The sequence below is a fragment of the Chloroflexus sp. genome, from assembly GCF_034434295.1.
Lineage (GTDB): Bacteria > Chloroflexota > Chloroflexia > Chloroflexales > Chloroflexaceae > Chloroflexus.
This window is the reverse complement of record NZ_DAOTZQ010000049.1, coordinates 1-24,794: the sequence shown is the minus strand read 5'-3', so window position 1 is coordinate 24,794 and position 24,794 is coordinate 1. Positions and strand designations below refer to the sequence as shown.

Here is a 24,794-nt window from a genome sequence, read left to right as displayed (position 1 = left end):
TAATCGCGGCGGTCAGGGTCGTCTTGCCGTGGTCTACGTGACCGATGGTGCCGACGTTGATGTGCGGTTTTGTCCGCTCGAATTTCTGTTTGGCCATTGTTTGATTCCTCCGCGTTCTTGCGCGACTACTAAATCCCTATCATCAGCCAGAGATGGCTATTTCCCGATCAGACCAGGCGGCGTAGATAGCGGTTGGTAACAGCCGATGCGTTGTTTGTTCAGGAATTGCCAACTCACCAGCACTCACATAACCAGCAAACGGTGCCATCGTCTCTGCAAGCAAATTGCCGATGGTCAACGCCGAGATCGTCGTTGCATAGGCGCACACCAACACTCCGAGTGGTTGCTGGCTCAGCAAGCGAGCGCATTGGGCCAGCAAATGCGGTAATTGTTCGTGTAAGCGCCAGATCTCACCGTTTGGCCCACGCCCAAAGACTGGCGGGTCGAGCAAGATCAGATCGTACCGATTACCACGCCGCAACTCACGGGCAACGAATTTACCGACATCATCGACCAGCCACCGAATGGGGCGATCTGTCAGTTCTGCCAGAGCCTGATTTTCTTGCGCCCAACGCACTGCGGGCTTAGAAGCATCAACGTGAGTAACGTGAGCACCACAGCGCGCGAGATGAAGGCTACTCAAGCCGGTATATCCAAACAATACCAGTGCTCGCGGTTGCGAGCGGCGTTGCACCTGGCGAGCCAGCCAGGCCCAATGGGCGCTGTGTTCCGGGAAGACACCAGTATGACGAAACGGTGTCAGACGAACCCAGCAACGAACCCCATTGGCATTCAGTGGCCAGCGTTCGGGCAAGGAATGATGTTGATGCCACTCACCTGGCCCGTCTTCGCCACGCGAACGACGAAAGGTTGCATCGGCCTGCTGCCATGCGGACGCTGGCAAACGGGGCGTCCAAATCGCCTGCGTTTCCGGCCTGGCCAACACGTATGGCCCAAACCGCTCTAGCTTGGCACCGTGCCCTGAATCGAGCAGCTCATAATCGGCCCAGCGCGGCGGTGTTAACAGGCGCAGCTCCATCGTCGTCGAAAAAGAGACGACCGCACGGGGCGATCGTCCCCGATCTCCTCACTAATTCGCACTACGCTTCTCGATAATCTCCTTCGCCAACGCTTCAGGCAGCGGCTCGTAATGGTCGAATTCCATTGACGACGTTGCCCGACCCTGCGTTGCCGAACGGAGATCGGTCATATAACCGAACATATTTGCCAGCGGCACAAAGGCACGAACCACCTGCGCATTACCGCGGGCCTCCATTCCCTCGATCCGACCACGGCGAGAGTTGAAATCACCGATTACCGTACCGAGGAACTCTTCGGGAGTGACCGTCTCAACCTTCATGATCGGTTCGAGCAATTGCGGTTTGCCGCGACGCACAGCATCTTTCAGACACATCGAGGCGGCGATCTTAAAGGCCATTTCCGATGAGTCAACCTCGTGGTACGAACCATCGTACAGGGTAGCCTTGACATCAACCACCGGATAACCGGCGATTACACCGGTCTGCATCGCTTCACGCAAACCCTGCTCGACGGCGGGAATGTACTCTTTCGGAATGACGCCACCAACGATGGCATTCACGAACTCAAAGCCACTTCCAGGGGGCAACGGTTCAAACTTGATCTTCACGTGACCGTACTGACCCTTACCACCAGTCTGACGCACAAAGCGCGTCTCCTGATCGACCGGGATCGTAATCGTTTCACGGTAAGAGACCTGCGGCTTACCCTGGTTCGCCTCGACCTTATATTCACGGCGCATCCGGTCAAGGATCACTTCGAGGTGAAGCTCACCCATACCCTTGATGATCGTCTGACCGGTCTCAGGATCGGTGTAGACACGGAAGGTCGGATCCTCTTCAGCCAGGCGGCTGAGAGCAATCGACATCTTATCCTGATCGGCTTTCGTCTTCGGCTCGACGGCCAGCTCAATCACCGGTTCAGGGAAGCGGATGCTTTCAAGCACAATCGGATGGTCAGGGTCACAGATCGTGTCACCAGTGTACGAATTCTTCGGACCGACCATCGCGGCAATTTCGCCGGCATACACCTCTTCAATATCCTCGCGATGGTTGGCATGCATGCGCAGGATACGGCCAAGGCGCTCACGCTGATTGCGGGTTGAATTCAGGACATAAGAACCCTTGGTGATTTTACCGGCGTAGACGCGGAAGTAAGCCAACTTCCCAACATACGGATCGGCGACGATCTTGAAGACGAGCGCCGTGAATGGTGCGTCATCGCTGACCGGGCGAGTAATAACCTCAACCCCTTCATCACCCATCACCTGACCGGGGAGCGTACCGGTAATAGCCGGGCGGTCGAGCGGCGACGGCAGATATTCAACCACTGCATCAAGCAGCTTCTGCACACCCTTATTACGCAACGCCGCCCCACAGAGCACCGGCACCAACTTGCGCTCGATAGCTGCCTTGCGCAGACCACGCTTCAGTTCCTCGACGGTCAACTCCTGCCCTTCAAGGTAGAGCAGCGTCAACTCATCGTCGGTTTCAGCGATCATCTCGATCAACTCATTGCGCGCCTGCTCGGCGGCAGAGCGTAGTTCAGCAGGAATCTCCTCTTCGCGAATATCCTTACCAAGGTCATCGTAATAGACCGTGGCCTTCATCTTGAAGAGGTCGATGGTGCCGCGGAACGAGTCCTCAGCTCCAATCGGTAACTGAACGATAGCCGGCTTCGCGCCGAGGCGATCCTTAATCATCTGCACACAACGCTCGAAGCTGGCACCAACGCGATCCATCTTATTAATAAAACAGATGCGCGGCACATTGTATTTATCGGCCTGTCGCCAAACCGTCTCTGATTGAGGTTCAACACCAGCCACGCCGTCGAACACGACGACGCCGCCATCGAGCACGCGCAGTGATCGTTCCACCTCTACAGTAAAATCGACGTGGCCGGGAGTATCGATAATGTTAATCCGATACTCTACGCCGTCCAGGCGCCAGGGCGCAGTCGTCGCAGCGGCAGTAATCGTAATCCCGCGCTCCTGCTCCTGCGGCATCCAGTCCATTGTCGCGGTACCTTCGTGAACCTCACCGATCTTATACGTGCGGCCGGTATAAAACAGAATCCGCTCGGTCGTTGTGGTCTTACCCGCGTCAATATGGGCGATAATGCCGATATTGCGTACCTTGTCGAGTTCGATCTGACGTGGCATACCCGTCACATACTCCTAACGTGAGGCAACCGTAGTTGCCATAAACAGCTTGCCGATAGCCGGAATTAGAGCCGGCCATAGTGAGCGAAAGCGCGGTTGGCTTCCGCCATGCGATGGACATCTTCCTTACGCTTGATCGTCGTACCGGTATTGTTATAGGCATCGATCAACTCGGCTGCGAGGCGTTCAACCATCGGCTTACCGGTGCGAGCGCGAGCCGACATCAACAGCCAGCGCATAGCCAGCGAATAGCGACGATCGCTCTTAACTTCAACCGGCACCTGATAGGTAGCGCCACCAACACGCTTCGGTCGCACTTCAATTGAAGGGCTGGCATTCCGCAGCGCCTGCTCAAAAATCTCCATTTGCGGCTTCTTGAGGCGCTCGGCTGCCAGATCAAGGGCCTGATACACGATGCGCTCAGCAAGACTCTTCTTACCGCGCTCCATGACTTTATTAATAAATTTCTGAACGAGAACGCTATTGTAGCGTGCATCAGGTGGAATTGGTCGTCGTTCAATATTACCGCGACGGGGCATAACGCACCTCTCCTACTTCTTACCACCGCCCTTGCCAACCGGCTGGTTCTTCTTCGTACCGTACTTACTGCGACCCTGCTTGCGCCCATTCACACCCTGGGTATCGAGCGTACCGCGAACGATGTGATAGCGCACACCGGGCAAATCCTTCACACGACCGCCGCGGATCAGCACAACCGAGTGCTCTTGCAGATTGTGCCCCTCACCGGGAATGTATGCCGTCACCTCAAGGCCGTTGGAGAGCCGCACGCGAGCGATTTTCCGCAGCGCCGAGTTAGGCTTCTTCGGCGTCATGGTGGTCACTTTCGTGCAGACGCCGCGCTTTTGTGGCGATCCGCGGCCGCGAGTCAGCTTCCCCTTCAGCGAGTTGTAGGTGAAGCGCAGGGCCGGGGCTTTAGTCTTCTTTACCACCGGCTTGCGCGGCTTCCGAACAAGTTGGTTAATGGTCGGCATGTAATGCTCTCCTTCAAACCGGCCTGCTAACAACAATCTCTTGCAGACAAAATAATAACTGGCCCAAAGATCTGGTCGCAGTATGCCACTGCGCCTTAGAAGTGGGCCGCATGGCGCACAAAGATTTAGCTGCGCATTTCTTCGCAGCAGTTATGGAGTATAGCACCGGCTTCGGGCTTTGTCAAACACTGTGGATAGGTTCTAGTGCTCAGAAGATTCGCGCCTGGATTGGGCTGCTGCGCGTGATTGTTCGACAGTCTCTTTGAAGGAAAAGATATGCGGACGCCTGGCAGAGTAGAAGACACCAATAGCTTCACCTTGGCTGAAACGACGATATTCAGAAGGCAAGACCTTTAAATCTTGGCGATACATTTTCCCTTGATAGTCACGATATTCTATGACGACCCGATTACGTCCATATTTCCGCACAACCACGGCTGTGGTTTCGACCCCGTTTGCCAACACCTCTTGAAAGTGAGAGATATGCTGTACATAACTAAATGCAATTATTCCAACAACAATGATCGGCAATCCGCAAAACAGTACAATGAAAAGGATTTCGGTATTCAATGGCAAACTCCCGTATTGCAGGAATAAACTGTCTTAATGCTTGAGTACACTATACAACCCGTATTGCATCCTGTCGAGAGGCGTCATCCACAACACAAGTAGTACAGCAAACAGCATTTGTAGCCGGATGCGGTATGATGAAAAGCAATAGCAGACAGAATAACAGGTGCCTGATGCAGAGCGGTCGGATCACGATACTGGGAATACCGATTGATAATGTCACTGAGGCAGAAGCATTAGCGCGGGCGCATAGCTTTCTGCAAGATGGAGGCTGCCATCAGATTTGTACGGTGAACCCGGAATTTATCATGGAGGCGCGCCGAAATCCGGCCTTTCGGGCAGTATTGCAGGCATCAGATCTGAATACACCGGATGGCTTTGGGGTGCTGATGGCGGCTCATTGGCAGGGTACGCCGTTGCGTGGCCGGGTAACAGGGGTTGAATTAACGCTTGGTCTGGCCCAGCTTGCGGCGAAGCATGGCTATCGCATGTTCTTGCTCGGTGCAGCGCCGGGGGTGGCGGAAGCAGCGGCAGCCGTGCTCAGATCGCGCTGGCCGGCGCTGACTATTGCCGGCTGTTATGCCGGTTCACCGGCACCGGAATATGATGAGCAGCAGCGCCAGATTATTATGCAAGCGCAACCACATATCCTGTTAGTTGCATATGGCCATCCACGACAAGAGTTATGGATCGCTCGTAACCAGCCATTCATCAAGGTGCCGCTGGCTATCGGTGTGGGTGGTACCTTCGATTATCTGGCCGGCAGGGTGCCACGCGCACCACGATGGCTCCGCCGGATGGGGTTAGAATGGGCATTCCGGTTAGTGATGCAGCCGAAACGTTGGCGGCGTATCATTGATGCCGTTCCAGCATTTCTATGGACTGTCATCTGGCAAGGACGGCGCAGAGAAGATGTGAGGTAGTGATATTGCCTGCCGAGGAAGCTGACGATAGAAATGAGGAGTGCTATGACGCAGACAACCGCAGAAAAGATTGCTGCATTGCGTGAACGGCGCGAACGGGCACGAAATCAAGACCCGGTGGCAATCGCCCGGCAACACGAACGAGGGAAATTAACGGCGCGAGAGCGAATTGATCGGCTGCTAGATCCCGGTTCCTTTGTCGAACTTGACGCATTTGCTGTTCATCGTACCTCTGCGTTTGGTATGGAACGGCGTAAACCATTGGGTGACGGCGTGATCACTGGGCACGGTACGATTGATGGTAGACCCGTTTGTGTGTTTGCCCAGGATTTTACTGTGTTTGGTGGGTCATTAGGCGAGGTATTTGCCGAGAAGATTTGCAAAGTCATGGATCTGGCGTTGCGCATGGGAGTACCCTGCATCGGCATCAACGATAGTGGTGGAGCACGAATACAGGAAGGTGTGGTGAGTCTGGGTGGTTATGCCGAGATATTTTACCGCAACGTCCTCAGTAGTGGTGTGGTTCCACAATTATCGATTATTGCCGGGCCATGTGCAGGTGGAGCAGTCTACTCGCCGGCAATGACCGATTTTATCTTTATGGTCAAAAACATTAGCCAGATGTTCATTACCGGGCCGGATGTGATAAAAACCGTTACCGGCGAAGAGGTCGGCTTTGAAGAGTTAGGCGGGGCGATGACCCATAATACCCGCAGTGGAGTGGCGCATTTTGCCGCTGACAGCGAAGATGAATGCTTCGATCAGTTGCGGACACTGCTCTCATTTTTACCATCCAACAATATGGAAGACCCACCGTATCAGGTGCCAACCGATGATCCGGAACGAATGGACGAAGATTTGCAAAGCATCATCCCCGACAATCCACGCAAAGCCTACGACATGATTAAGGTTATTGAGGCCGTGGTGGATGATGGGTTCTTCTTCGAGGTACAACCGGCATGGGCGAAGAACATCGTCATCGGCTTTGCCCGTCTGGATGGTCACGTGGTGGGGGTGGTTGGCAATCAACCGCTGCAAATGGCTGGTACGCTGGATATTGACAGCTCGGTGAAGGCAGCACGCTTTGTGCGCTTTTGTGATGCGTTTAACATTCCGCTGGTTACATTCGTGGATGTACCGGGCTTTTTGCCGGGCACGCAGCAGGAGTACGGCGGGATTATCCGTCACGGTGCCAAACTCCTGTACGCATACTGTGAAGCAACTGTACCGAAATTAACGGTTATTACCCGCAAAGCGTATGGGGGTGCCTATGATGTGATGGCGAGCAAGCACATTCGCGCCGACTTCAACTTTGCCTGGCCAACTGCGGAAATTGCTGTGATGGGTGTTGATGCAGCGGTACGAATTATCTTCCGCAAAGAGTTGGCCGAAGCGGATGATCCGGCAGCACGGCTAGCCGAGCTGGTTGAAGATTATCAGAATCGTTTTGCCAACCCGTATGTTGCCGCCGAACGTGGGTATATTGATGCGGTTATCGAACCTCGCGAGACACGACCGGCACTGATTCGCGCCTTACGCCTGGCACGCACGAAACGTCAGAGCCTGCCAGCCCGTAAGCATGGCAACATCCCATTGTGATTTTTAATCGTAACCTGTGCATCCGGATCTGTATGAAGCAGGCTCTTGAAACATTTCTGGTGAAATCTGATAACAATTTTCCCTGTCACTATGCTATGATACAACTAGTCAGTTGGCACTTCATTGGTCCGTGGTAGGGATAGGCGGCATGAGTAACAGAGAGGGCGCAATCGAACAGGTTATTGAGCTGCGCCTACCGAGTCGGCTGGGATATGAACGAATTGCGATGGATACTGCGGCTTCGCTGGCGAAACGCATGGGTTTTCCTGCTGAGCGGATCGATGCTCTGCGCACAGCGATTGGTGAGGCTGTAACCAATGCCATTGAACACGGTAATCAGGCTGACGCGGCAATGAAGGTTGTGGTTGTACTGATGGTACGACCTGATGAGTTGATCATTAGTGTTGCCGATCAGGGCCGACAGGCGTTAGATCCGGCACGAACGAACATACAGCCACGTATTACTGATGCCTTCCAGCGCGCAGATAAGGGAGGCTGGGGGATATGGCTGATGCGTGAATTGATGGATGAGGTAGAGTTTACACTGGCACCGGGTGGGGGTAATCAGGTACGAATGGTTGTCCATCTCGAACGTCCATCCAGTTAGTAAAAGTAGCAGGCTGAGAAGATATGCAACTTACCATCCCCAGCATTCTCGGCTATGAAGTGATTGCACGTGATGCAGTTGCTTCACTGGCACAACGATTTGGCCTGACACCAGAACGGATTGAGGACATTAAAACAGCGCTATGTGAAGCCTGTACCAATGCCATTGAACACGGTAATCATGCTGATCCGCAACGTAAAGTACGGGTTGTCTGTACCATTGATGAACAACATCTTATCATTGAGGTATGCGATGAAGGAACACATCCACCCGTGCTACCGCAAAAGCCGGTTGAGTGGCCGATCCGTCCTTACACGTCATTTCGCGGACGAGGACTGATGCTCATGGCTGCGCTGGCTGATGAGGTAACCGTTGTACCTGATGTACTAACCGGCACCTGTGTTCGATTGCTCTTTTATCGCCATCCCACTAATGTAGTAGTCGATATATCGTAACCTGGAATGGTTCCATATGAGGAGCGATCCATGCTAGAGGATGAATTAACAGTCAATATTCGGCAACGTGATGGTGTTGCGGTTATCGATCTGATCGGCGATGTGACGACTTTTGCCGAGGAGAAGATCAATAACGCATACCGTCAAGTTACGGCCAGGGGTGAACGGTTCATCTTATTCAATTTTCGCCAGAATGACTACATTAATAGTGCCGGAATCGCAATTCTGATCGGCATTGTGACCGAAGTCAATCAAAACGGACAGCGGCTGGCGGTAAGTGGTTTATCGCCCCATTTTCAGAAAATTTTTCGCATGGTAGGGCTGGCACAGTACGCTGAAATCTATCAAACGGAAGACGAGGCGATCAGTGCGTTTAAGCGTTTGAACGCAATTGAATAAGCCAACATTCACATAAAGGGCTGGAGGCAAGGGCAGGCGCAAGGCCTGCTCTTATGTTGTTTCAGCAATGGCTGCCCGTAGCTCTGCAGGAGTAACGACCGCGTTGCCAAACCGTCGCACAACCAGGGCAGCAGCGATATTCGCCAGCATAGCGGCGATGCTGCCCCGACAACCAGCAGCCAGAGCCAGCGTTGCCACAGCAATAAACGTGTCTCCAGCGCCAGTAGTATCGAACACTTCACTAATGTGGTAGGCTGGAATATGTTGATACGGTTCGTGATCGCCAATTAAGACCAATCCAGCCGGCCCACGAGTGACAATGACGAGATGAGCAGCAAGATCGTGATAGAGACGGGTAACCCCATCTGCAATCGCCGATTCATCGACGAACGGTACACCCAGGGCAGCAGCAGCTTCAGCGTCATTGCAACGGAAGAGATCGGCGTGGCGATAATAATGTGAATGGCCTTGCGCGTCGACAGCAAAGATAACATCGTGTTGTCGGCAGAGCGTTCGTATCGCATCAACTACGCACGGTGTAAGCAGACCAAGCTGATAGTCAGAGCAGATTACAGCATCTGCGCCCGGCAATTGTGCAGCCAGTGCGGCAATCACCTGTTCTTCAATCTCAGCAGACAAGGGCTGACGGTCGAGATAGTCCAACCGGGCAACCTGTTGCGGTAGACGGGGAGCGGCATCGGCTAGAATACGTGTTTTGCGCGTCGTGACGCGATCGGTAACCGTAATGACGCCACTATCATCAATGCGTGCTGCCTGTAGCAGATCACGCAAGTGTTTACCCTCTTCATCGTTGCCGACGATGGTAATCAGGCTGGCTTGAGAACCGAGCGCGACGATATTGCGGGCCGGATTGGCTGCTCCACCGAGAATGGTTTCCCGACGCAAAAATTCAAGCACCGGGATAGGCGCTTCACGAGAGAGGCGTGTCGCACGACCGTAAAGATATTCGTCGAGTGTAATATCCCCGACCACAATAATGCGATGCCCGGCGAGAAGCGCTGGATCGGGGAGATGGGGAGCCTGGCAGGTCATAGGAAATGGATCAGGCGGCTACCTTCGCGGTAGCCGCCAACAATGTCTAGGCAGCCTCGTTGCCAAGAACGGCCGCACGGAAGCGTTGCATGCCAACGCGAATCTCCTCGCTCCCGGTAGCATACGACAGGCGTAAATAGCCGGGTGCGCCGAAGGCTTCACCGGCGACGCAGGCGATGTGGGCCTCTTCGAGCAGGTAGAGGTTGAGTTCATCACTGGTCGTGCAGACCTTGCCGTTACGCAGTGGCCGGTTGAGCAACGCACTCACGTTAGGAAAGACGTAGAAGGCACCATCAGGTACAGTACAAGTCACACCGGGGATTTCAGCCAGCAGACCGAGGATCAGATCGCGCCGACGCTGGAATTCAGCCGTCATTGCGGCAACGGTGGCTTCGATGTCTGGGTTGGGTGTATACGCTGCCAGAGCCGCGTCCTGTGAGATACTCGATGTATGGGTGCTGGTGTGGCTCTGAATTGCCTTAATTGCTTCGATAATCGGTTGAGGCCCGGCCACATACCCAACCCGCCAGCCGGTCATGGCATACGCCTTCGCAGCGCCATTGACCACCAGCGTTCGTTCGGCGAGATCCGGAGCCACCCGCAACAGGCGAGCGTAAGGCACATACGAGATCGCATCGTAGATTTCGTCGGTAATGATGATCGCCGGATGATCACGAAGCACGGCAGCCAGAGCAGCCAGCTCCTCTACACTGTAGACGGCACCGGTTGGGTTCGAGGGGGAATTGAGGACGACGATCCGTGTTCGATCACTCAAACTGGCGCGAAGCTGATCAGGAGTGAGTTTGAAACCGGTCTGCTCACTGGTCTGAGGAGTAACCGGAGTAGCGCCGGCCAGTTTTGCCTGTTCCACATAGCTCACCCAATAGGGAGCAGGGATAAGTGCTTCATCGCCTTCATCACACAGAGCCTGAAAGGCGAGGTAGAGCGCTTCTTTGGCGCCGGTGGTGACGGTAACCTGCCCGATCCCGTAGGAAAGCCCTTGATCAGCGCTTACACGAGCGGCGATCACTTTACGCAGCTCAAGCGTTCCACCGGTTGGTGTATAGTGGGTATGGTTGGCCTGGATACCAGCAATGGCAGCCTGCTTGATCGGTTCGGGGGTATCGAAGTCAGGTTCGCCAACACTGAACGAAATAACCTTAATACCGGCAGCACGCATCTGGGCAACGCGAGCAGTCATTGCAGCAGTGGCTGAGGCTTCGAGCGAGGCGAGACGGCGGGCAAAACGGTAATCCATTCTGGCAGACATGTAGCTCTCCTGTCTGGGTATAGGTTCGTAAACCCGGTGCAGACATCGGTGTCGCAGGTACACTCGCGGCGATTATACCAGAGATGGAAAACGATCAGATCATTGTGCTCGTTACCCCCTTGTTGTCAATACATGACATGTAACTGGTTTTGAGGAGTCATCTCATTAACTCATAGCGTAAATACACGCTGTGCCCATGAGCATACAGGTGATGTCACATCTTGATATGGTACTGTGCATCTTTCAGATTGTCAGACTCAGGCTGGCTCGCTGCTAGCGTGCCAGCAGCGAGCTGCTGGTGTGTCGGCACAGGCGCACGAACTGATTCGAGCGCCTGCACATTCAGGGGCAGCGCCAGTGTGATGGGTGGCAGGCGTGTTATAGTGGTGCTGCGTCCAATGTGTGGTATATGACCTGCCCCCACCCTCACCCGCCCCCGCTGGGGGCGGGAACCACTGGCACCGGGTGGTTTCCGCTGATGCAAGCTGGTTTAGGGTGGTGATACCCTGCTGGGCGCAGGTGGTGAGTGAGCCGAAGGCGTGCGATCCCTGGATGTACAGACACGCCCCCACCCTTTCCCGCCCCCGCTGGGGGCGGGAACCACTGGCACCGAGTGGTTTCCGCTGATGCAAGCTGGTTTAGGGTGGCGAAATACCTTCTACAAACGTGGTTGTATTTCCATACCACTCAACTCCAGTGCAGTGTTGATGCCTTCACGCAACGTACTGCGGGTGCGTACATCACCAAGATCGATCCCCAAATAGATCATGGTTTGAGCGATGGCAGCACGGATACCGGTGATGATCACTTGTGCACCGAGCAAACGGGCGGCTCTGATGGTCTGGAGCAGATAATTAGCGACCGCAGTATCAACCATCGGCACACCGGTAATGTCGATGATAACAACATCAGCCATCTGTTCGGCAATACTTGATAGCAGGTGTTCCATTACATGCTGTGCTCGCCGAGAGTCAATAGTCCCGACAAGCGGCATGAGCAGAACCCCTTCAAACAGCGGCACAACCGGCGCGGCCAGTTGGGCAATCGTTTCTTCGAGCGTAGATTGACGCTCGTTAAGCTCTTTGAGCTGGTCTGTCAACTGACGCTGGTTATCATAGCGTCGTTGCATGTGAGCAACCATCTCGGCCACAATTTGTGTCAGGTATGGGCCGCGTGGATTGCACGGTGGGAAACGGGTGCGAGCATGATCCAGTTCGGCGGCACGATCAGGTCGGTATCGTTCGACAACCGGAATGAGACGATTAAGAACAGCATCTACTACTTCAGGCTGAAATGTAAGCAGAGTGGCAAAGCTGCGGTCGGCCTCACGCTCAACTGGCACCTGATTATCAAGACCGCATAACACAGCGCAAAACCATTCGGACAGTACAAGTAAAAACCACTCCTGTCGCAGAGGATCGTCTGATGCCAACGTCACGGCGATATGGCGCTCTTCGGGCACCGGTGGGATGCCACCGGCAAAAATGCAAATCGAGCTGGCAATATTTGCCAGCTCAAGATAACGTTGCGTCTCCTTCCGCCAATGGCTGCTTTCTTGAAAGCCAGTGAAGATAACACTCGGCAACTGATTACGGATGATGCAATCTTCAAGGGTGTGGCTAATGTCGACGAGGGTTGCCTTGCTGGCAAGAAAGGGCTGGACATCGGGGGCAAGGGTTGCTTTAATCAGGGAAAAGAGTGATGGTAGTGGTGAATTTATATCTGCCATTGACCGTTCCCCTCACGAAATGCTGATTATTGCTAATTATGTCATCAGACGACAAGGATGGCAGTAATCCTGACAAGAAGTGGGATGAGCCGTTGAGAGATTGTATGTCGTTAGTTAAAAGGCACTTCAAATATTCTTCGATATCAAAGACAGATGGTGAGCTGTATCTAAAGAATTATCAATAGATTGGCTCAGACAAAAGCCCACGGATTACGTTGCTCAGACGATCTGTATCACAAGCATCGGCTGAAGGCTGAGCTACGGTTCTTGTGTGACCAGGATAGAAATCGCAAGGGAAAGGACTGGGAGTTTCCGCTTGACCAGGACGACAATCTCTTTTCACACGACCTGAAAATTGGTGACGAGAGTTTGTCCTCCTTCCAACCTGATACCCGGTGTCGTTACTCACAATAACGATAAGTATTCAGTTGTTTTGAGACGGGTTTTTATTACACTACAAGAGAATGGTATCAGAAATCAAAGCACCGTCAATAGCGTAATCGTCATCAAAGTACGATGTGGATAAGGACTCTCACTTCTCCACGCCATCCGGTAGCCTACCGGTACGAGCATATTCCTGTACTGCCAGGTAAATAGCCCGCGGTGTGCCATCGGGATGCACAAAGTTCCAGGCATCGGGATACGAGCGGGTGAGAAATGGAGCGCTGAATTGCCAGAGGATGGTGGCTTCCAGCCAGGGATAGTGTCGCGATTGTTCGTAGGTAGCAATTGTCCAGCGTATCCGATCAGCAGGACGCACTGCACCACTCCAGCGCGGATGGTCGTTGTAACCGCCTTCGGTGATGATGATGCGCTTGTCGCTGCCACCCAACTGGTCGAGTAGCTCGCGTACCAGCTCGATGCGGCGAAAGTTGACCTGGTCAACGCCAGGCTCAGCATCTGGCGGTTCGTGGCCACCGTAGGCGTGAACGGCCCACATATCGAAAAAGGGGAATGCACCAGCATCAGCAAGCGAGGCCAGGAATTGCATATCGTCCATGCGCAGATTGCCGCCTTCCAGGCCAGGGCCAGGCGATAGTGCGCCGGCGATAACGATGGCCTCTGGTGCGACTGCTTTAATCGCCGGGTACGTCTGTTTGAGCAGATCGGTGTATGCACCGGGATCGGGCGGTCGTTCACCCCACTCGAACCGTAAGTTGGGTTCGTTCCAGATGACAATATGACGCACTCCCTGCGGAACGTAGCGTTCGGCAAACGCAGCCGCAAAATGGGCAAAATCGGCAAAGTGGGTGCGATCAAGGTAACGATCAGTGGTGTTGGGTGGACGTGCCCAGGCCGGCACGATGTCGAGACGGGCCACGACATTGAGACCCTGCGCTCTGGCGTGAGCAATCACCAGATCGGCACCTGTCCAGTCGAAACCGTAACGCGAACGGGGCTGAATGTAGGCCCAGGGAAAGAGTTCTACGATCCAGCTTGCCCCCATCTCGTTTACCTGGGCCAGAGTGCGGTGAATGTAGGCCTCGTCGCCAATACCGGTGAGACGGGTATGAACGCCGATGAGAGGATTGGTCGTCGCTACCGTGCGCGATGGCGGCAGATTGATTGGTCGGGGCAGGCGCGGTAGGAAGAACTGGAGTCCGCTAAGCAGGATAAGGGTTGCGATGAGAAGGTAGATGCGCAGGCCGGTAGATAGTGAACGTATCATGAGCATGTTGGAAGCAGGTGTACGAGCAATTAGACACAGGTATTGTACCACTCAGATCAAATCTTGACAGGCACAGTCCATCATTCGGCTTGTTAGAGCTGTGTGAGAGTACTGCCAGGCGTGTTACCAGCGAGCCGCGGGCAAACTGACCGGCTCAGGACATTATTCGTGCGCAGGTGCGGTACCAGGGTGGTGAGCATATCGCACGTGCACCGCTGCCAGCAGTTATCTGCGACACACCCTCACCCCCGGCCCCTCTCCCGCGCTGCGGGAAAGGGGAGAGTTGAGGCCGATCCAGGGCTTGCTGTTGCGACAGAAGACGCGTTAACATCATCCGGTCATGCGCTCCGCAGCGTCCGGCGATGTTGGTGGCACGGTACCGATGTCGCTCCGGGGGGGTGGGCTGACGGCTAACGCTGAGGCTTTCCCGTCACCAGGGGCACGTGCCGGCACGGGAAAGCGCTGCAACCAGCGCCGGATCGTGAGCGCGGTGGATGCGGCAGCATGGCTGCCGCACGCCATACGATGCATCACGCACAACCCGGTCGGGAAGTGGTGTGTCGTTCGGGATGGCGCGAGGCTGATAGGTGAGCGGGTCATGCTTGCGCGGCGATCAGGTTTGGTATTGCTGCGCTCCGCGGTGTGCTGATTGTGGTCGGATGATGTGGGCGAGAGGTGCCGGGAATCCTCTCGTTTATGGCGAGGGGCGAGGGGATGGCACGGGCTGCACGAAGGCTGGAAGGTGAAGGAAGCGAGTGACGTATGTCTGCGATCCAACGTATGGCCCGTGATAGAGGGGTGACGTTGTGCAATAGCTGTTCATTTGCCTTGCGTGGGATTCGTAGCCGTGCTATAAAGATAAAGATAAAGGCGAAGGTTGTTCATTTTTGCACATAGAATAGGAAGCGCACTGCTATGCGAATCGTTATTGCAGGTGCCGGGCCAGCCGGGATGGTGGTTGCCCGCACGATGGTTGAACGTGGTCATGAGGTGATTGTTCTCGAAAAGCGGGATGTACCCGGCGGTAAGGTGTCGGCGTGGCAGGACGCCGATGGTGACTGGATCGAGAGTGGGTTGCACGTTTTCTTTGGGGCATACCATAATTTGCTGGCGTTTTTGGAGCGGTATGGCCTTGGCGATACGTTTAACTGGAAACCGGCAGAGATGATTTTTGCCTCTGAACGCCATGGGCTGGCACCGATCCGGTTTGTGCCGTGGCTGCCGACGCCGTTTAACGGTCTGGCCGGTGTGCTGGCGTTTAAGCCGTTACCGTTGCGTGATAAGTTGCGGATGGGGCTGGGGCTGCTGCGGGTTATTCTCGGTGATCAGGCGTATGTGGACGCGCAGGATAACGAGACGTATGCCGCGTGGCATTTACGGCACGGGATGGGGCAGCGTTCGCTCGATGAAGTGATGCATACGATGGCGCTGGCGCTAAACTTTCAACGTGCCGACCGGGTTTCGGCTAAGCTCCCTTTGACCGCTATGCTGCACTTTGCCCACGAGAAGGAAGCACCACGGATGGCGTTGGTGAAGGGTTCGCCTGATACCAATATCTGGCGGCCTTTGATTGCGCAGATTGAGCGTTTGGGGGGAAAGGTTGAGCTGAATGCACGAGTATCGGCTATCGAATACGACAGCGAGACAAATCAAGTCACCGGTTTTCGCCTTGACGATGGCCGGCTGGTGACCGGCGATGTGTATGTGTCGGCGATGCCGGTACACAATCTGCGTAAGGTGATTCCGCCGGCGCTCCGTGAGTTGCCCTACTTCGCCAATTTGAGTCATCTGAAGGGTTCGCCGGTGATTACGATGCAGCTCTTCTTCGACCACCGCATTGCGGGAGTGGATAATCTGCTTTTCAGCGCCGGTACGCATCTCAGTGTGTATGCCGATATGGCAATGGTGGCTCCGGAGTACCACAAGGGGGAACGGAGCATTATGCAGTTTGTGGTTGCGCCGGCTGCCGAGCTGATTACGTTACCCGATGATGAGCTGGTGCAGTTTGTGATGAGCGAGTTTGTCAGGCTGCATCCAAATGCCCGCGAGGCGAAGTTGTTGAAATACACGATTGTGCGGATTCCTAATTCGGTGTATCAGGCGCTACCAGGGGTTGATAAGTACCGACCGGATCAGGCAACACCGGTACGCAATTTCTTCCTGGCCGGTGATTACACGCGCCAACATTTTCTGGCATCGATTGAAGGAGCAGTGATAAGCGCCAATCGGTGCATCGAGCGGATTACTGAAGCGCAGGCGCACGGTGATCTTGTGTTGCGACCGTATATGAGTGTAGCAACCGATTGAGACATCCCGTATACTGATGATAGACTAAAACAACCAGTTCTGATGGACACAGGTTGTCTCTAAGAAGTTTTGTATTCTAAGGGCTGCTATGCTCACCATCGATTCTCTACTCAACGGACACTACCGGATCACGGTTGCGCTCGATGCTTATCCTGATGCCGGGTTGTATCGAGCGATTGATCAGCGCTCTTCGCTGCGGGTGCTGATTACCGCGCTGCCGCAGCCCAATCAGGCTGCGGTTGATGATGTTTTGCGGCTGGCACGGGAACTGGCCCAGATCCAGATGCCGGGACTGCTGACACTGCGCGACTATTTTGTCCTGGATCAGGTGTGTTATCTGGTCGCCGATGATCCTGGCGGTTCAGACCTGGAGCGCTTTGCGCGTGAGCGAGGATCGCCGTTACCAGAGAGTGAAACTCTGGCCATCGTTGATCGGTTGTTGATGGTGCTGGATCAGCTGCACCACCACCAGCCGCCGCTCTTGCTGGGTGATCTGCGTACCTGCGATCTCTGGTCTTCGCCAGAAGGAGGTCTGAGCCTGGCCCCCTTTGCCTGTGTCCGCCATATTGGGGCTGAGACAACGCCATACCGGGCACCTGAACTGTACGATCACAGTGTTGAGCCGGCACAGGTAAGCGATATTTATGCGATTGGCGCGGTGCTGTACCATCTGCTCACCGGTTGGCCGCCACCACCCGCCAATCAGCGGCAGAGTGGGGTACCGCTCAATTCGCCGCGTGCGCTCAACCCACAGGTGTCGGTATTGGCCGAACAACTCACGCTGCGCACTCTGGAGATGAAGCCGGCGAATCGGTATCAGCGGGCAAGTGAGATGCGTAGTGCGCTGGAGACGGTGCGCCTGATGGCGGGCAGGCCCATGGGGGCTACGGCACCGATTGAAAAGCCGGTTGTGCCGTCCGCCGCCGTCCCTGCCGCACCTCCACCAGAACCCGCGACGATTGCCACGGCTGCACCGGCCCCAACATTACCGCCGGCACCGCCACCAACGACGACGGCAGCACCAGCGGCAGGAGTAGCCGCGCCCACCGCTCCGCCCCGTCCGTTGATCAGTACCTCGTGTCTGCTGGCAATCGTCGGTGGCCTGGCAGTGGTTGCGGTAGGTGTGTGTGTGCTGCTGGCGGTGCTGGTGGGCCTGTACATGACAAATGCTTCGTTGTTTGGCCTGCCCGGTACAATGGTTGCAGCGCAACCAACGGTTGCGCCTGTGCCGACGACAACTGAAGCGCCGGCGGTTGATTTGTTGCAACAGGTCAATGCGATTACCCAAACGGCACAGTTGCGGGAAGATAGTCTGGGGGCGGCGGCTTATAGTCCTGATGGCTTGCTGGTAGCGGTAGCGGTAGGATCGGCCATTCAGTTACGGGATGCTTCCTCTTTTCAAGTCCAGGCGACGCTTAGCGGCCACGAAGGTGATGTCAGTGCGCTGGCATTTAGCCCTGATGGGGCAATTCTGGCTTCTGGTGCTCAGGATGATCCGGTGGTACGGCTGTGGGATACCGGTACTGGCCGTGAAATCGCGCAACTCCGTGGACACAGTGGCTGGATTCGCTCACTGGCGTTTAGTCCCGATGGTCGTTTGCTGGCCTCGGCCAGCGTTGACCAGACGATTCGGATTTGGGAAGTGACGAGTGGACAGACAAGAGCGATCCTTCGTGGTCACACCGATCTCCCCGGCAACGTGGCATTCAGTCCCGATGGACAACGACTGGCTTCGGCCTCGCGCGATGGTACGGCCCGGTTGTGGGATGTGAGCAGTGGCCAACAAATTGACAATTTTCGTTTCAGCGCTCCAGTTGATCCCGCAACCAACGCACCCTTCTGGCTGACCGGTATCGCCTTTTCCGGTGATGGCCGTCAACTCGCGGTCGGTTCAATCAATGGCAATGTCTATCTGCTCGATGCAGCAACCGGCAATGTCCAGCGCGAGTTGCGGGGGCATGATGGTTGGGTGGTGATTCGCGGGGTAGCGTACAGTCCTGACGGTCGCCTGCTGGCCAGTGCGAGCCTTGATGGTAGTGTTCGCCTGTGGAGTCCGACGAGTGGTGCTGAGCGTGGGGTATTGCGACAGCGTGGTTTGCGCTTGCTCGGACTGAGCTGGAGTCCAGACGGCGCACGAATCCTCTCATCAAGTGATATGGGCGGGAATCTGGTCATCTGGGACGTTGACTCCACGCAGGTTTTGCAAAGTCTTCAAGTGACCCAGGGGGTAGTGACTGGAGTACGGTATAGCCCCGATGGTCGACGTCTGGTGGCAAGCGGAGCAAACGGTGCCGTGCGCGTTCACATGCTCGATAGCGGTCGCACGACGAGCCTGGATGGTGGTGCAGCAACAGCCCAGTATATCGATTTCATTGGCGATGCGGAAGTTGTTGCCATCAGCGAAGCCGGCGAGATTGTAACCATTGATTTGACCGGTAGTCGGCCTAATGAGCAGTTGAGCGGCATGAATGGGTTTCCCCTCAACCTGACGGTCAGCCCGGATCGCAGCCTGATTGCGGTGGGTAACGAGCAGGGTGAGGTCTACCTATGGGAGAGATCCAGCCGGCAATTTTTACGTCGGCTCAGTGGGTTAGCGGGGCCGATCTACTCACTTACGTTCAGTAGCAATGGAGCATATCTGGCTGCGGTGACCAATCAACCTGCCGACTCACCGCAAATTGCGGTCTGGGAGATGGCGCGTGGTGAGCAACCCCAGATTTTGCGTGGTCATAATGGGCCGGTGACCAGCCTGGTCTTCGCCAATAATCTATTGCTGAGTGCCAGTAGCGATGGTCTGCTGCGCGTGCGTGATGTGACTCGCAACAACAACGAGGTCCTGCAAATCGAAGTTCCCCAGAACTGGGGCTGGTTCACCAGTCTGGCCGTGACCCCTGATCGCACCCTTCTGATTGCCGGCACGATTAGCGGGCATCTGCTGTTCTACCGTCTGGACGACGGCACGCTCCTGCGAGAGATCGATCTGGCGGATTATGGTGCGGTGCTGGCCGTTGCCGTAACGTCTGATGGCACACAACTGGCGGTGAGCACCCGTGATGAAGGTATCCTCTTGTTCGATCTGATGCCTGATCATTGAAATCTTCCCCGTAAGCGCTGACTGGTTGCCCCGTGAGAATGCTCGTAGAGCAATCACTAATCAACCAGTCAACATCGTGCCAGAAGTAGTCAGGCGGGCTGAAGCCCTGCCTGACAGCGTGCACGCCCCGGCGGGTCAAAGGGCACCCTTTCCCCGTCAGCAGGTTAGCCCCGCAGGGGCTTCAATGAATTGAGGCAGGGTTTTAACTCGCCGGCTCACCAACCAATCTGTTCATCAACTCGACATTCCACCCACCCAACACTGGCTTCTACGCTGCCCATTGTTCAATACGCTGAACAGCAACAGCGACACCACCCTCGGCACGCATGCGGCCACTGACCATCGCAGCGCGAGCACGACGTACCGGATCAAGCGCTTGCTGTAACGCTACGCTCAATCGCTCAACCGATAATGCCGACACCGGGATTGGTAGCGGGTTGGCCCCGGTCTTGTGCGCACGCCAGGCCCAGAACGGCTGATCGGCAGCGAAGGGAACAATCACCGATGGAATGCCGGCGCGGAGGGCACTTGCTGTAGTGCCTGCACCACCGTGATGGATCATTGCGCTGGCACGGGGTAACAGCCAGTCGTGGGGCATTTCATCGGCGAGATAGATGGTATCAGGAACCTGATGTGGTATAAGACCGGCCCATCCGCGCTGGATAATACCGCGTTGTCCGGTACGCTGAAGTGTTTCCAGCACAATGCGCGTAATGTGTGGGGCATCATACGTAGCCATACTGCCAAAGCTAATCACTACCGGTGGTGGGCCGGCAGCCAAAAAGGCTTGCAGATCAGACGGTGGTTGCCAGTTTGTCGCTTCTAACCACCACGAACCGGTTTGCACTGTCAGCGGGGCAGAGCCAGGCGGAACCAGAACGGCACTGTACGCCTGCAACAATCCAAACTGGCGTCCCGGTGTTGCCCATGGCAAGCGTGATGGCCCAATATCAGGCGCACGGCGGTGGAGGATGCGGTAGCTCAGGCTTTGGGTATAACGAAAGATGGTGTGGGCAAAGACATGGCTGAGCCGGCGTCCGGTCAATCCAATCCGATCAGTAGGCCACGCAACGTTCGCAATGTCGGCTGGCGGGTCAAAGAAGGGAAAGAGATCGACGGCACATTCAGGTAACCCGTATTGGGTTGCGTAGAGATGACCGAGAGCGACGGTCAAAAATGAATGGACGATCATGTCGGCGGAACGAGCCGCCTCCTGAATACGCCGTGCCACTTCAATGCCTAGCGGTAATGCAAAACGGGAGATGATGCCGATCAGGCGCAGCGGACGATGGCGCGAATCATCGGCAATCTGACGGGCCAACATCTCAACATTGCCGGGCAGAGGAAGAAATGCGATGTGATGATCAGCAGCAAGGGAAGCAAAACGTGCCGGTGCCGCCAGAACAGGGGTGTGACCAACCCGGTACAGCGCAGCACCAAGCGCAATAAAGGGCTGTACGTCACCCCGGCTACCATAGGTGATCATCAAAATGCGCATACTGTCTCGTTTGACAACAATGCCCGGTTACTGCCCCATCAGACGCTTTGCTCTCCCATCACCCGCAGGTATTCCTGATCAAATTGCCAGAGCAACCCTTCCGATTGGGCGTAGGGGCCAGGACGATAGGCGCGTGAGCTGATGCCCTGCTGGGATAATTCACAGACGTGCCAGTCCTGACGATTGGTTCGATCCCAAAACTCGACTGCATCCGAGGGATCAAAATCGGGAGCAGCCATCACATCAGGGTCAAAATACCACTCGCAGATGATCGTTGTGGCATCGGGTCGGCGTGGAATCAGGCGATGCGCCATCACATAATCAGGATGTAGACTCAGCAGCAGATTGGGAAAGATGGAATAGTAGTAGACACGTTTATGATCTTCGACCGGCAGGTTAGGCAGGGGCGGTCGCCGGGTCTGCCCGTTCAGAGTCATACTTTCGTGGGTAAGTTCCATATAACCGCCGAGAAATGGGCCACTGGTCAGATCATTCCGCCCGCTTTGCCAGGGTGAAATAGCAACCAGTTCGGGATGAATCAACGGACAATGGTAACATTCAGAATAATTCGCCACAATCAGCTTCCAGTTCGCAGCCACCTCGTAAATGATGCGAGCACCACGCTGCAAGTGCGCCATCTCCCAGGCTTGAAACTTGCCGATCAACGGCGCGAACGCCTCTGCGAATGGTTGTGGTTGGTCAGCTAACGAGACAAAGATGAAACCGTCCCATTCAGCTACCGCCGCACTAAGGAGAGGCCAGTCATCGCGCCGAAAGCCGGGCGCATCCTGCATATAACGAGCAGCCGCCAGTGTCCCGTCGAGGCGATATGTCCAGGCATGGTATGGACACATGATCGTTTCGTGAAAGTGACCTTGCATTTCAGTGCAGAGACGTGCACCTCTGTGACGACAGACATTATAATGAGCGTAGATTTGACCATCGTGGTCGCGGAGCAGGATCAGACTCTCGCCGGCAACGTCGATCAAACAGTAGCTTCCGGCTGCTGGAACGTCGGCGCTCCTGCCAACGCACATCCACTGAGTGGCAAAAATCCGCTCCTGTTCACGGGCAAACACGTCAGGACTGGTAAACCAGACTCCGGGTAGGGTGTAGGCCGGGCGATCAATGGAAGCACGAACATAGGTCGTCATACTCACCACCGTGTATTTGCGGTATAATACCGTTTGAAAAGATAATCCTATCGATAGTCTCAAAGGAGGGACGAATGTTCAACCCGTTCAAGCGGAAAGACCAGTCTCAGTCCGATCAGAGTCATCGCGTCCCGCCAGGCCAGTATGTTACCGAGAAATTTCCAGTATTGCACTACGGTTCTGTTCCTAAGTATACCAGTGTTGAGGAGCAATGGGATCTGCGCTGTTGGGGTGAATTGGCGGAACCGGTGCGCTTCAGCTTCCGCGAGTTTCGCGCTTTGCCCACCACCACGATCAAGACCGATATTCATTGCGTGACACGCTGGAGTAAACTCGATACAACCTGGGAAGGGGTTAGCTTCCGCGAGTTTCTCCGTCACATTCCACCCCTGAAGCCGTCGGCCCGCTTTGTGATTGCGCATAGTGAGCAAGGGTACACGGCAAACCTACCGCTTGAAGCCCTCCTTGACGACGATGTGATGCTGGCGTATAAGTATGAGGGCCAGGAACTGACCCCAGAACATGGCTATCCGCTGCGGCTACTGGTGCCGAAGAAGTATTTCTGGAAGAGTGCCAAATGGCTGCGGGGGATTGAATTTCTTGATCATGACCGGCTAGGATTCTGGGAGCGTTACGGCTACAACAACAACGCCGATCCCTGGCGTGAAGAACGATATGCCGACGATTGATACCAGTGATAAGCGAGTTGCCGCAGCCATCGCCGAGCAGCAGGAACTCCGTACCCGTGTACGCTTGCACGACGACTATAGCGAATTACGGTTCGTTGCCGGGGTTGATGCCGGTTTTGAAGCCGATGGTACGCTCATTCGGGCAGCGGTTGTGGTTGTGCGGTTACCCGATCTGGCACCGGTTGATTATGCATTGGTGCGGCAACCGGTGACCTTCCCCTACGTACCCGGTCTCCTTGCTTTTCGCGAAGCACCGGCAATTATCGCTGCGGTCAGGCAGTTACGGACGACACCTGATCTGATCATCTGCGACGGTCATGGCATTGCCCATCCTCGTCGGTGTGGCATTGCCTGTCATATCGGTGTGCTCCTCGATCTACCAGCAATCGGTTGCGCGAAGCAACGTCTGATCGGGCGATTTACCGAACCGTTGCCTGAACGTGGTGACCGCAGTCCGTTGTACGATGGTGATGATTTGATTGGATGGGTGATACGCACCCGCGCTACCACCCGACCAGTCTTCATCTCTCCCGGTCATCGGGTCAGCCTTGATCGCGCCCCCGATCTAGTGCTGGCCTGTACCACCAGATTTCGCCTGCCCGAACCGACGCGCCTGGCTCATCGCCTGGCTTCGCACGACGACGTACCTCTCATATCGGCTGCTCCGCCACTGTTGTAAAAAAATTCGAAAAAACTGCGTATCTTTTCGCGGGTTCGCACGGTTTCTATAGTAGGAAGCAAACAACCGGAGGGAAACCGTGCGCAGGTTTATCATTGGCTTGATCTTCGTGCTGGTGATCGGCAACAACTGGCAAGCAATTCTGGCACAGACGCCGCAGGTGCTCATCAATGAGGTCATGCATAACCCGGCAGGCGGCCCGGAGTGGGTCGAGTTGTACAATCCAGGATCGCTACCGGTCGATCTCAGCGGCTGGCGGATCGATGACGCGATCATTGGCGGCCCATACACGCTCATCGGTGAAGGAGTGATTATTGAAGGTGGCAGTCTACTCGTCATCACCCTGTCGAGCACACTCCTTAACAACGGCGATCCTGATCGGGTGCAGTTGAGCGATACGTCAGGTCAGATCGTTGATCAAAGTCCACTGACCATCGTCAGTCGCGACCAGACGATTGCCCGTCAGCCAGACGGCAGCGATACCTGGCAAACCGGCACACCCTCGCCGGGAGAGTGGAACAGCGGCACAGCGCCACTGCCCGCCCACCCCAGTTCACCCACGACGGCGACAACCGACTTACCGGTTTCGCCCGACCCGATCACAGCAACGAGTACAACCATGACAGCAGCGGCAACCGTCGTCACCACCACCAGCGCGGCGATTGAGACGGCTATCCCTTCGGCGACGGCCACTGCCACCACGACGGCAACTGTCACAAACACACCAACTGCGACCACCACCGACACCGCCACCGCAACCACGACGGCAACGCTCACCCCTACCACTACCCCACCAGTCGCCTTCGAGCAAGTGGTGCTGAACGAAATCGCCGCCGCAGGTGATCAGGAATGGGTCGAACTCTACAATCGTGGGCCGGGCGAGGTCGCGCTGGCCGGATGGTGGCTGG

General features: G+C 55.5%; 23 protein-coding genes. 10 read left to right on the top strand and 13 right to left on the bottom strand.

The features are described 5' to 3' along the window. The 6 genes from VAE57_RS07300 to VAE57_RS07275 form a co-directional block, all read right to left on the bottom strand. The coding region (locus VAE57_RS07300; protein WP_322821225.1) for a GTP-binding protein at positions 1 to 97 on the bottom strand (97 nt) is incomplete at its 3' end. A gap of 45 nt (positions 98 to 142) precedes the next feature. Continuing rightward, the gene (locus tag VAE57_RS07295) at positions 143 to 1,039 is read right to left on the bottom strand and encodes a class I SAM-dependent methyltransferase (protein WP_322821224.1); all 897 of its coding nucleotides are present in this window, start codon (positions 1,037 to 1,039) and stop codon (positions 143 to 145) included. A gap of 51 nt (positions 1,040 to 1,090) precedes the next feature. Next, positions 1,091 to 3,199 carry an elongation factor G gene (gene fusA / locus VAE57_RS07290; protein WP_322821223.1) on the bottom strand — a complete coding sequence of 703 codons (2,109 nt, stop codon included), beginning with the start codon at positions 3,197 to 3,199 and terminating at the stop codon, positions 1,091 to 1,093. 65 nt (positions 3,200 to 3,264) lie between these two features. Continuing rightward, the gene (rpsG, locus tag VAE57_RS07285; RefSeq protein ID WP_012258227.1) at positions 3,265 to 3,738 is read right to left on the bottom strand and encodes a 30S ribosomal protein S7; all 474 of its coding nucleotides are present in this window, start codon (positions 3,736 to 3,738) and stop codon (positions 3,265 to 3,267) included. A gap of 12 nt (positions 3,739 to 3,750) precedes the next feature. After that, on the bottom strand, positions 3,751 to 4,191 hold the full coding sequence (rpsL, locus tag VAE57_RS07280; RefSeq protein ID WP_012258226.1) for a 30S ribosomal protein S12: 441 nt from the start codon (positions 4,189 to 4,191) through the stop codon (positions 3,751 to 3,753). 201 nt (positions 4,192 to 4,392) lie between these two features. Next, positions 4,393 to 4,761 carry a hypothetical protein gene (locus VAE57_RS07275; protein ID WP_322821222.1) on the bottom strand — a complete coding sequence of 123 codons (369 nt, stop codon included), beginning with the start codon at positions 4,759 to 4,761 and terminating at the stop codon, positions 4,393 to 4,395. Positions 4,762 to 4,934: 173 nt separating this feature from the next. Here VAE57_RS07275 and VAE57_RS07270 point away from each other — a divergent pair, with 173 nt between their 5' ends. The 5 genes from VAE57_RS07270 (at position 4,935) to VAE57_RS07250 (ending at position 8,744) form a co-directional block, all read left to right on the top strand. Beyond that, positions 4,935 to 5,684 carry a WecB/TagA/CpsF family glycosyltransferase gene (locus VAE57_RS07270; RefSeq protein WP_322821221.1) on the top strand — a complete coding sequence of 250 codons (750 nt, stop codon included), beginning with the start codon at positions 4,935 to 4,937 and terminating at the stop codon, positions 5,682 to 5,684. Positions 5,685 to 5,729: 45 nt separating this feature from the next. After that, a complete protein-coding gene (locus tag VAE57_RS07265) occupies positions 5,730 to 7,283 on the top strand; it encodes an acyl-CoA carboxylase subunit beta (RefSeq protein WP_322821220.1) in 1,554 nt (517 codons plus the stop codon). Positions 7,284 to 7,431: 148 nt separating this feature from the next. After that, the gene (locus VAE57_RS07260; protein WP_322821219.1) at positions 7,432 to 7,890 is read left to right on the top strand and encodes an ATP-binding protein; all 459 of its coding nucleotides are present in this window, start codon (positions 7,432 to 7,434) and stop codon (positions 7,888 to 7,890) included. Between the two features lie 23 nt (positions 7,891 to 7,913). Continuing rightward, positions 7,914 to 8,345, top strand: a complete 432-nt coding sequence (locus VAE57_RS07255) for an ATP-binding protein (protein ID WP_322821218.1) — start codon at positions 7,914 to 7,916, stop codon at positions 8,343 to 8,345. A gap of 30 nt (positions 8,346 to 8,375) precedes the next feature. Continuing rightward, on the top strand, positions 8,376 to 8,744 hold the full coding sequence (locus tag VAE57_RS07250) for an STAS domain-containing protein (RefSeq protein ID WP_322821217.1): 369 nt from the start codon (positions 8,376 to 8,378) through the stop codon (positions 8,742 to 8,744). 51 nt (positions 8,745 to 8,795) lie between these two features. Here VAE57_RS07250 and VAE57_RS07245 read toward each other — a convergent pair whose 3' ends face one another. The 5 genes from VAE57_RS07245 to VAE57_RS07225 all read right to left on the bottom strand — a co-directional run bounded on the left by VAE57_RS07245 (position 8,796) and on the right by VAE57_RS07225 (position 14,987). Beyond that, a complete protein-coding gene (locus VAE57_RS07245; RefSeq protein WP_322821216.1) occupies positions 8,796 to 9,797 on the bottom strand; it encodes a bifunctional ADP-heptose synthase in 1,002 nt (333 codons plus the stop codon). A 46-nt stretch (positions 9,798 to 9,843) separates the two neighbouring features. Continuing rightward, positions 9,844 to 11,067: a pyridoxal phosphate-dependent aminotransferase gene (locus VAE57_RS07240; protein WP_322821215.1), complete on the bottom strand. Its 1,224-nt coding sequence runs from the start codon at positions 11,065 to 11,067 to the stop codon at positions 9,844 to 9,846. A gap of 658 nt (positions 11,068 to 11,725) precedes the next feature. Then, positions 11,726 to 12,796: a DICT sensory domain-containing protein gene (locus tag VAE57_RS07235; RefSeq protein ID WP_322821214.1), complete on the bottom strand. Its 1,071-nt coding sequence runs from the start codon at positions 12,794 to 12,796 to the stop codon at positions 11,726 to 11,728. Between the two features lie 532 nt (positions 12,797 to 13,328). Beyond that, positions 13,329 to 14,465: a hypothetical protein gene (locus VAE57_RS07230; protein ID WP_322821213.1), complete on the bottom strand. Its 1,137-nt coding sequence runs from the start codon at positions 14,463 to 14,465 to the stop codon at positions 13,329 to 13,331. A 330-nt stretch (positions 14,466 to 14,795) separates the two neighbouring features. Then, positions 14,796 to 14,987, bottom strand: coding sequence for a hypothetical protein (locus tag VAE57_RS07225; protein ID WP_322821212.1), 192 nt, complete (start codon positions 14,985 to 14,987; stop codon positions 14,796 to 14,798). 393 nt (positions 14,988 to 15,380) lie between these two features. On the opposite strand from VAE57_RS07225, the gene VAE57_RS07220 reads away from it, so the two are divergent. Beyond that, positions 15,381 to 16,772, top strand: a complete 1,392-nt coding sequence (locus VAE57_RS07220) for an FAD-dependent oxidoreductase (RefSeq protein WP_322821211.1) — start codon at positions 15,381 to 15,383, stop codon at positions 16,770 to 16,772. An 88-nt stretch (positions 16,773 to 16,860) separates the two neighbouring features. Further along, entirely contained in the window at positions 16,861 to 19,866 is a 3,006-nt protein-coding gene (locus VAE57_RS07215) for a protein kinase domain-containing protein (RefSeq protein ID WP_322821210.1), read from the top strand. 268 nt (positions 19,867 to 20,134) lie between these two features. Here the strand turns inward: VAE57_RS07215 and VAE57_RS07210 are convergent, their stop codons facing one another. Further along, positions 20,135 to 21,364 carry a glycosyltransferase gene (locus VAE57_RS07210; protein ID WP_322821209.1) on the bottom strand — a complete coding sequence of 410 codons (1,230 nt, stop codon included), beginning with the start codon at positions 21,362 to 21,364 and terminating at the stop codon, positions 20,135 to 20,137. 38 nt (positions 21,365 to 21,402) lie between these two features. Next, entirely contained in the window at positions 21,403 to 22,518 is a 1,116-nt protein-coding gene (locus tag VAE57_RS07205) for an aromatic ring-hydroxylating dioxygenase subunit alpha (protein WP_322821208.1), read from the bottom strand. A 74-nt stretch (positions 22,519 to 22,592) separates the two neighbouring features. Here VAE57_RS07205 and VAE57_RS07200 point away from each other — a divergent pair, with 74 nt between their 5' ends. From VAE57_RS07200 to VAE57_RS07190, 3 genes are all read left to right on the top strand, one after another. Next, positions 22,593 to 23,207 carry a sulfite oxidase-like oxidoreductase gene (locus tag VAE57_RS07200; RefSeq protein WP_322821207.1) on the top strand — a complete coding sequence of 205 codons (615 nt, stop codon included), beginning with the start codon at positions 22,593 to 22,595 and terminating at the stop codon, positions 23,205 to 23,207. Then, positions 23,194 to 23,886, top strand: a complete 693-nt coding sequence (gene nfi / locus VAE57_RS07195) for a deoxyribonuclease V (RefSeq protein ID WP_322821206.1) — start codon at positions 23,194 to 23,196, stop codon at positions 23,884 to 23,886. The genes VAE57_RS07200 and nfi overlap by 14 nt, the downstream gene beginning before the upstream one ends. Positions 23,887 to 23,965: 79 nt before the next feature. Next, a partial coding sequence (locus VAE57_RS07190) for a lamin tail domain-containing protein (protein WP_322821205.1) occupies positions 23,966 to 24,794 on the top strand: 829 nt, incomplete at its 3' end.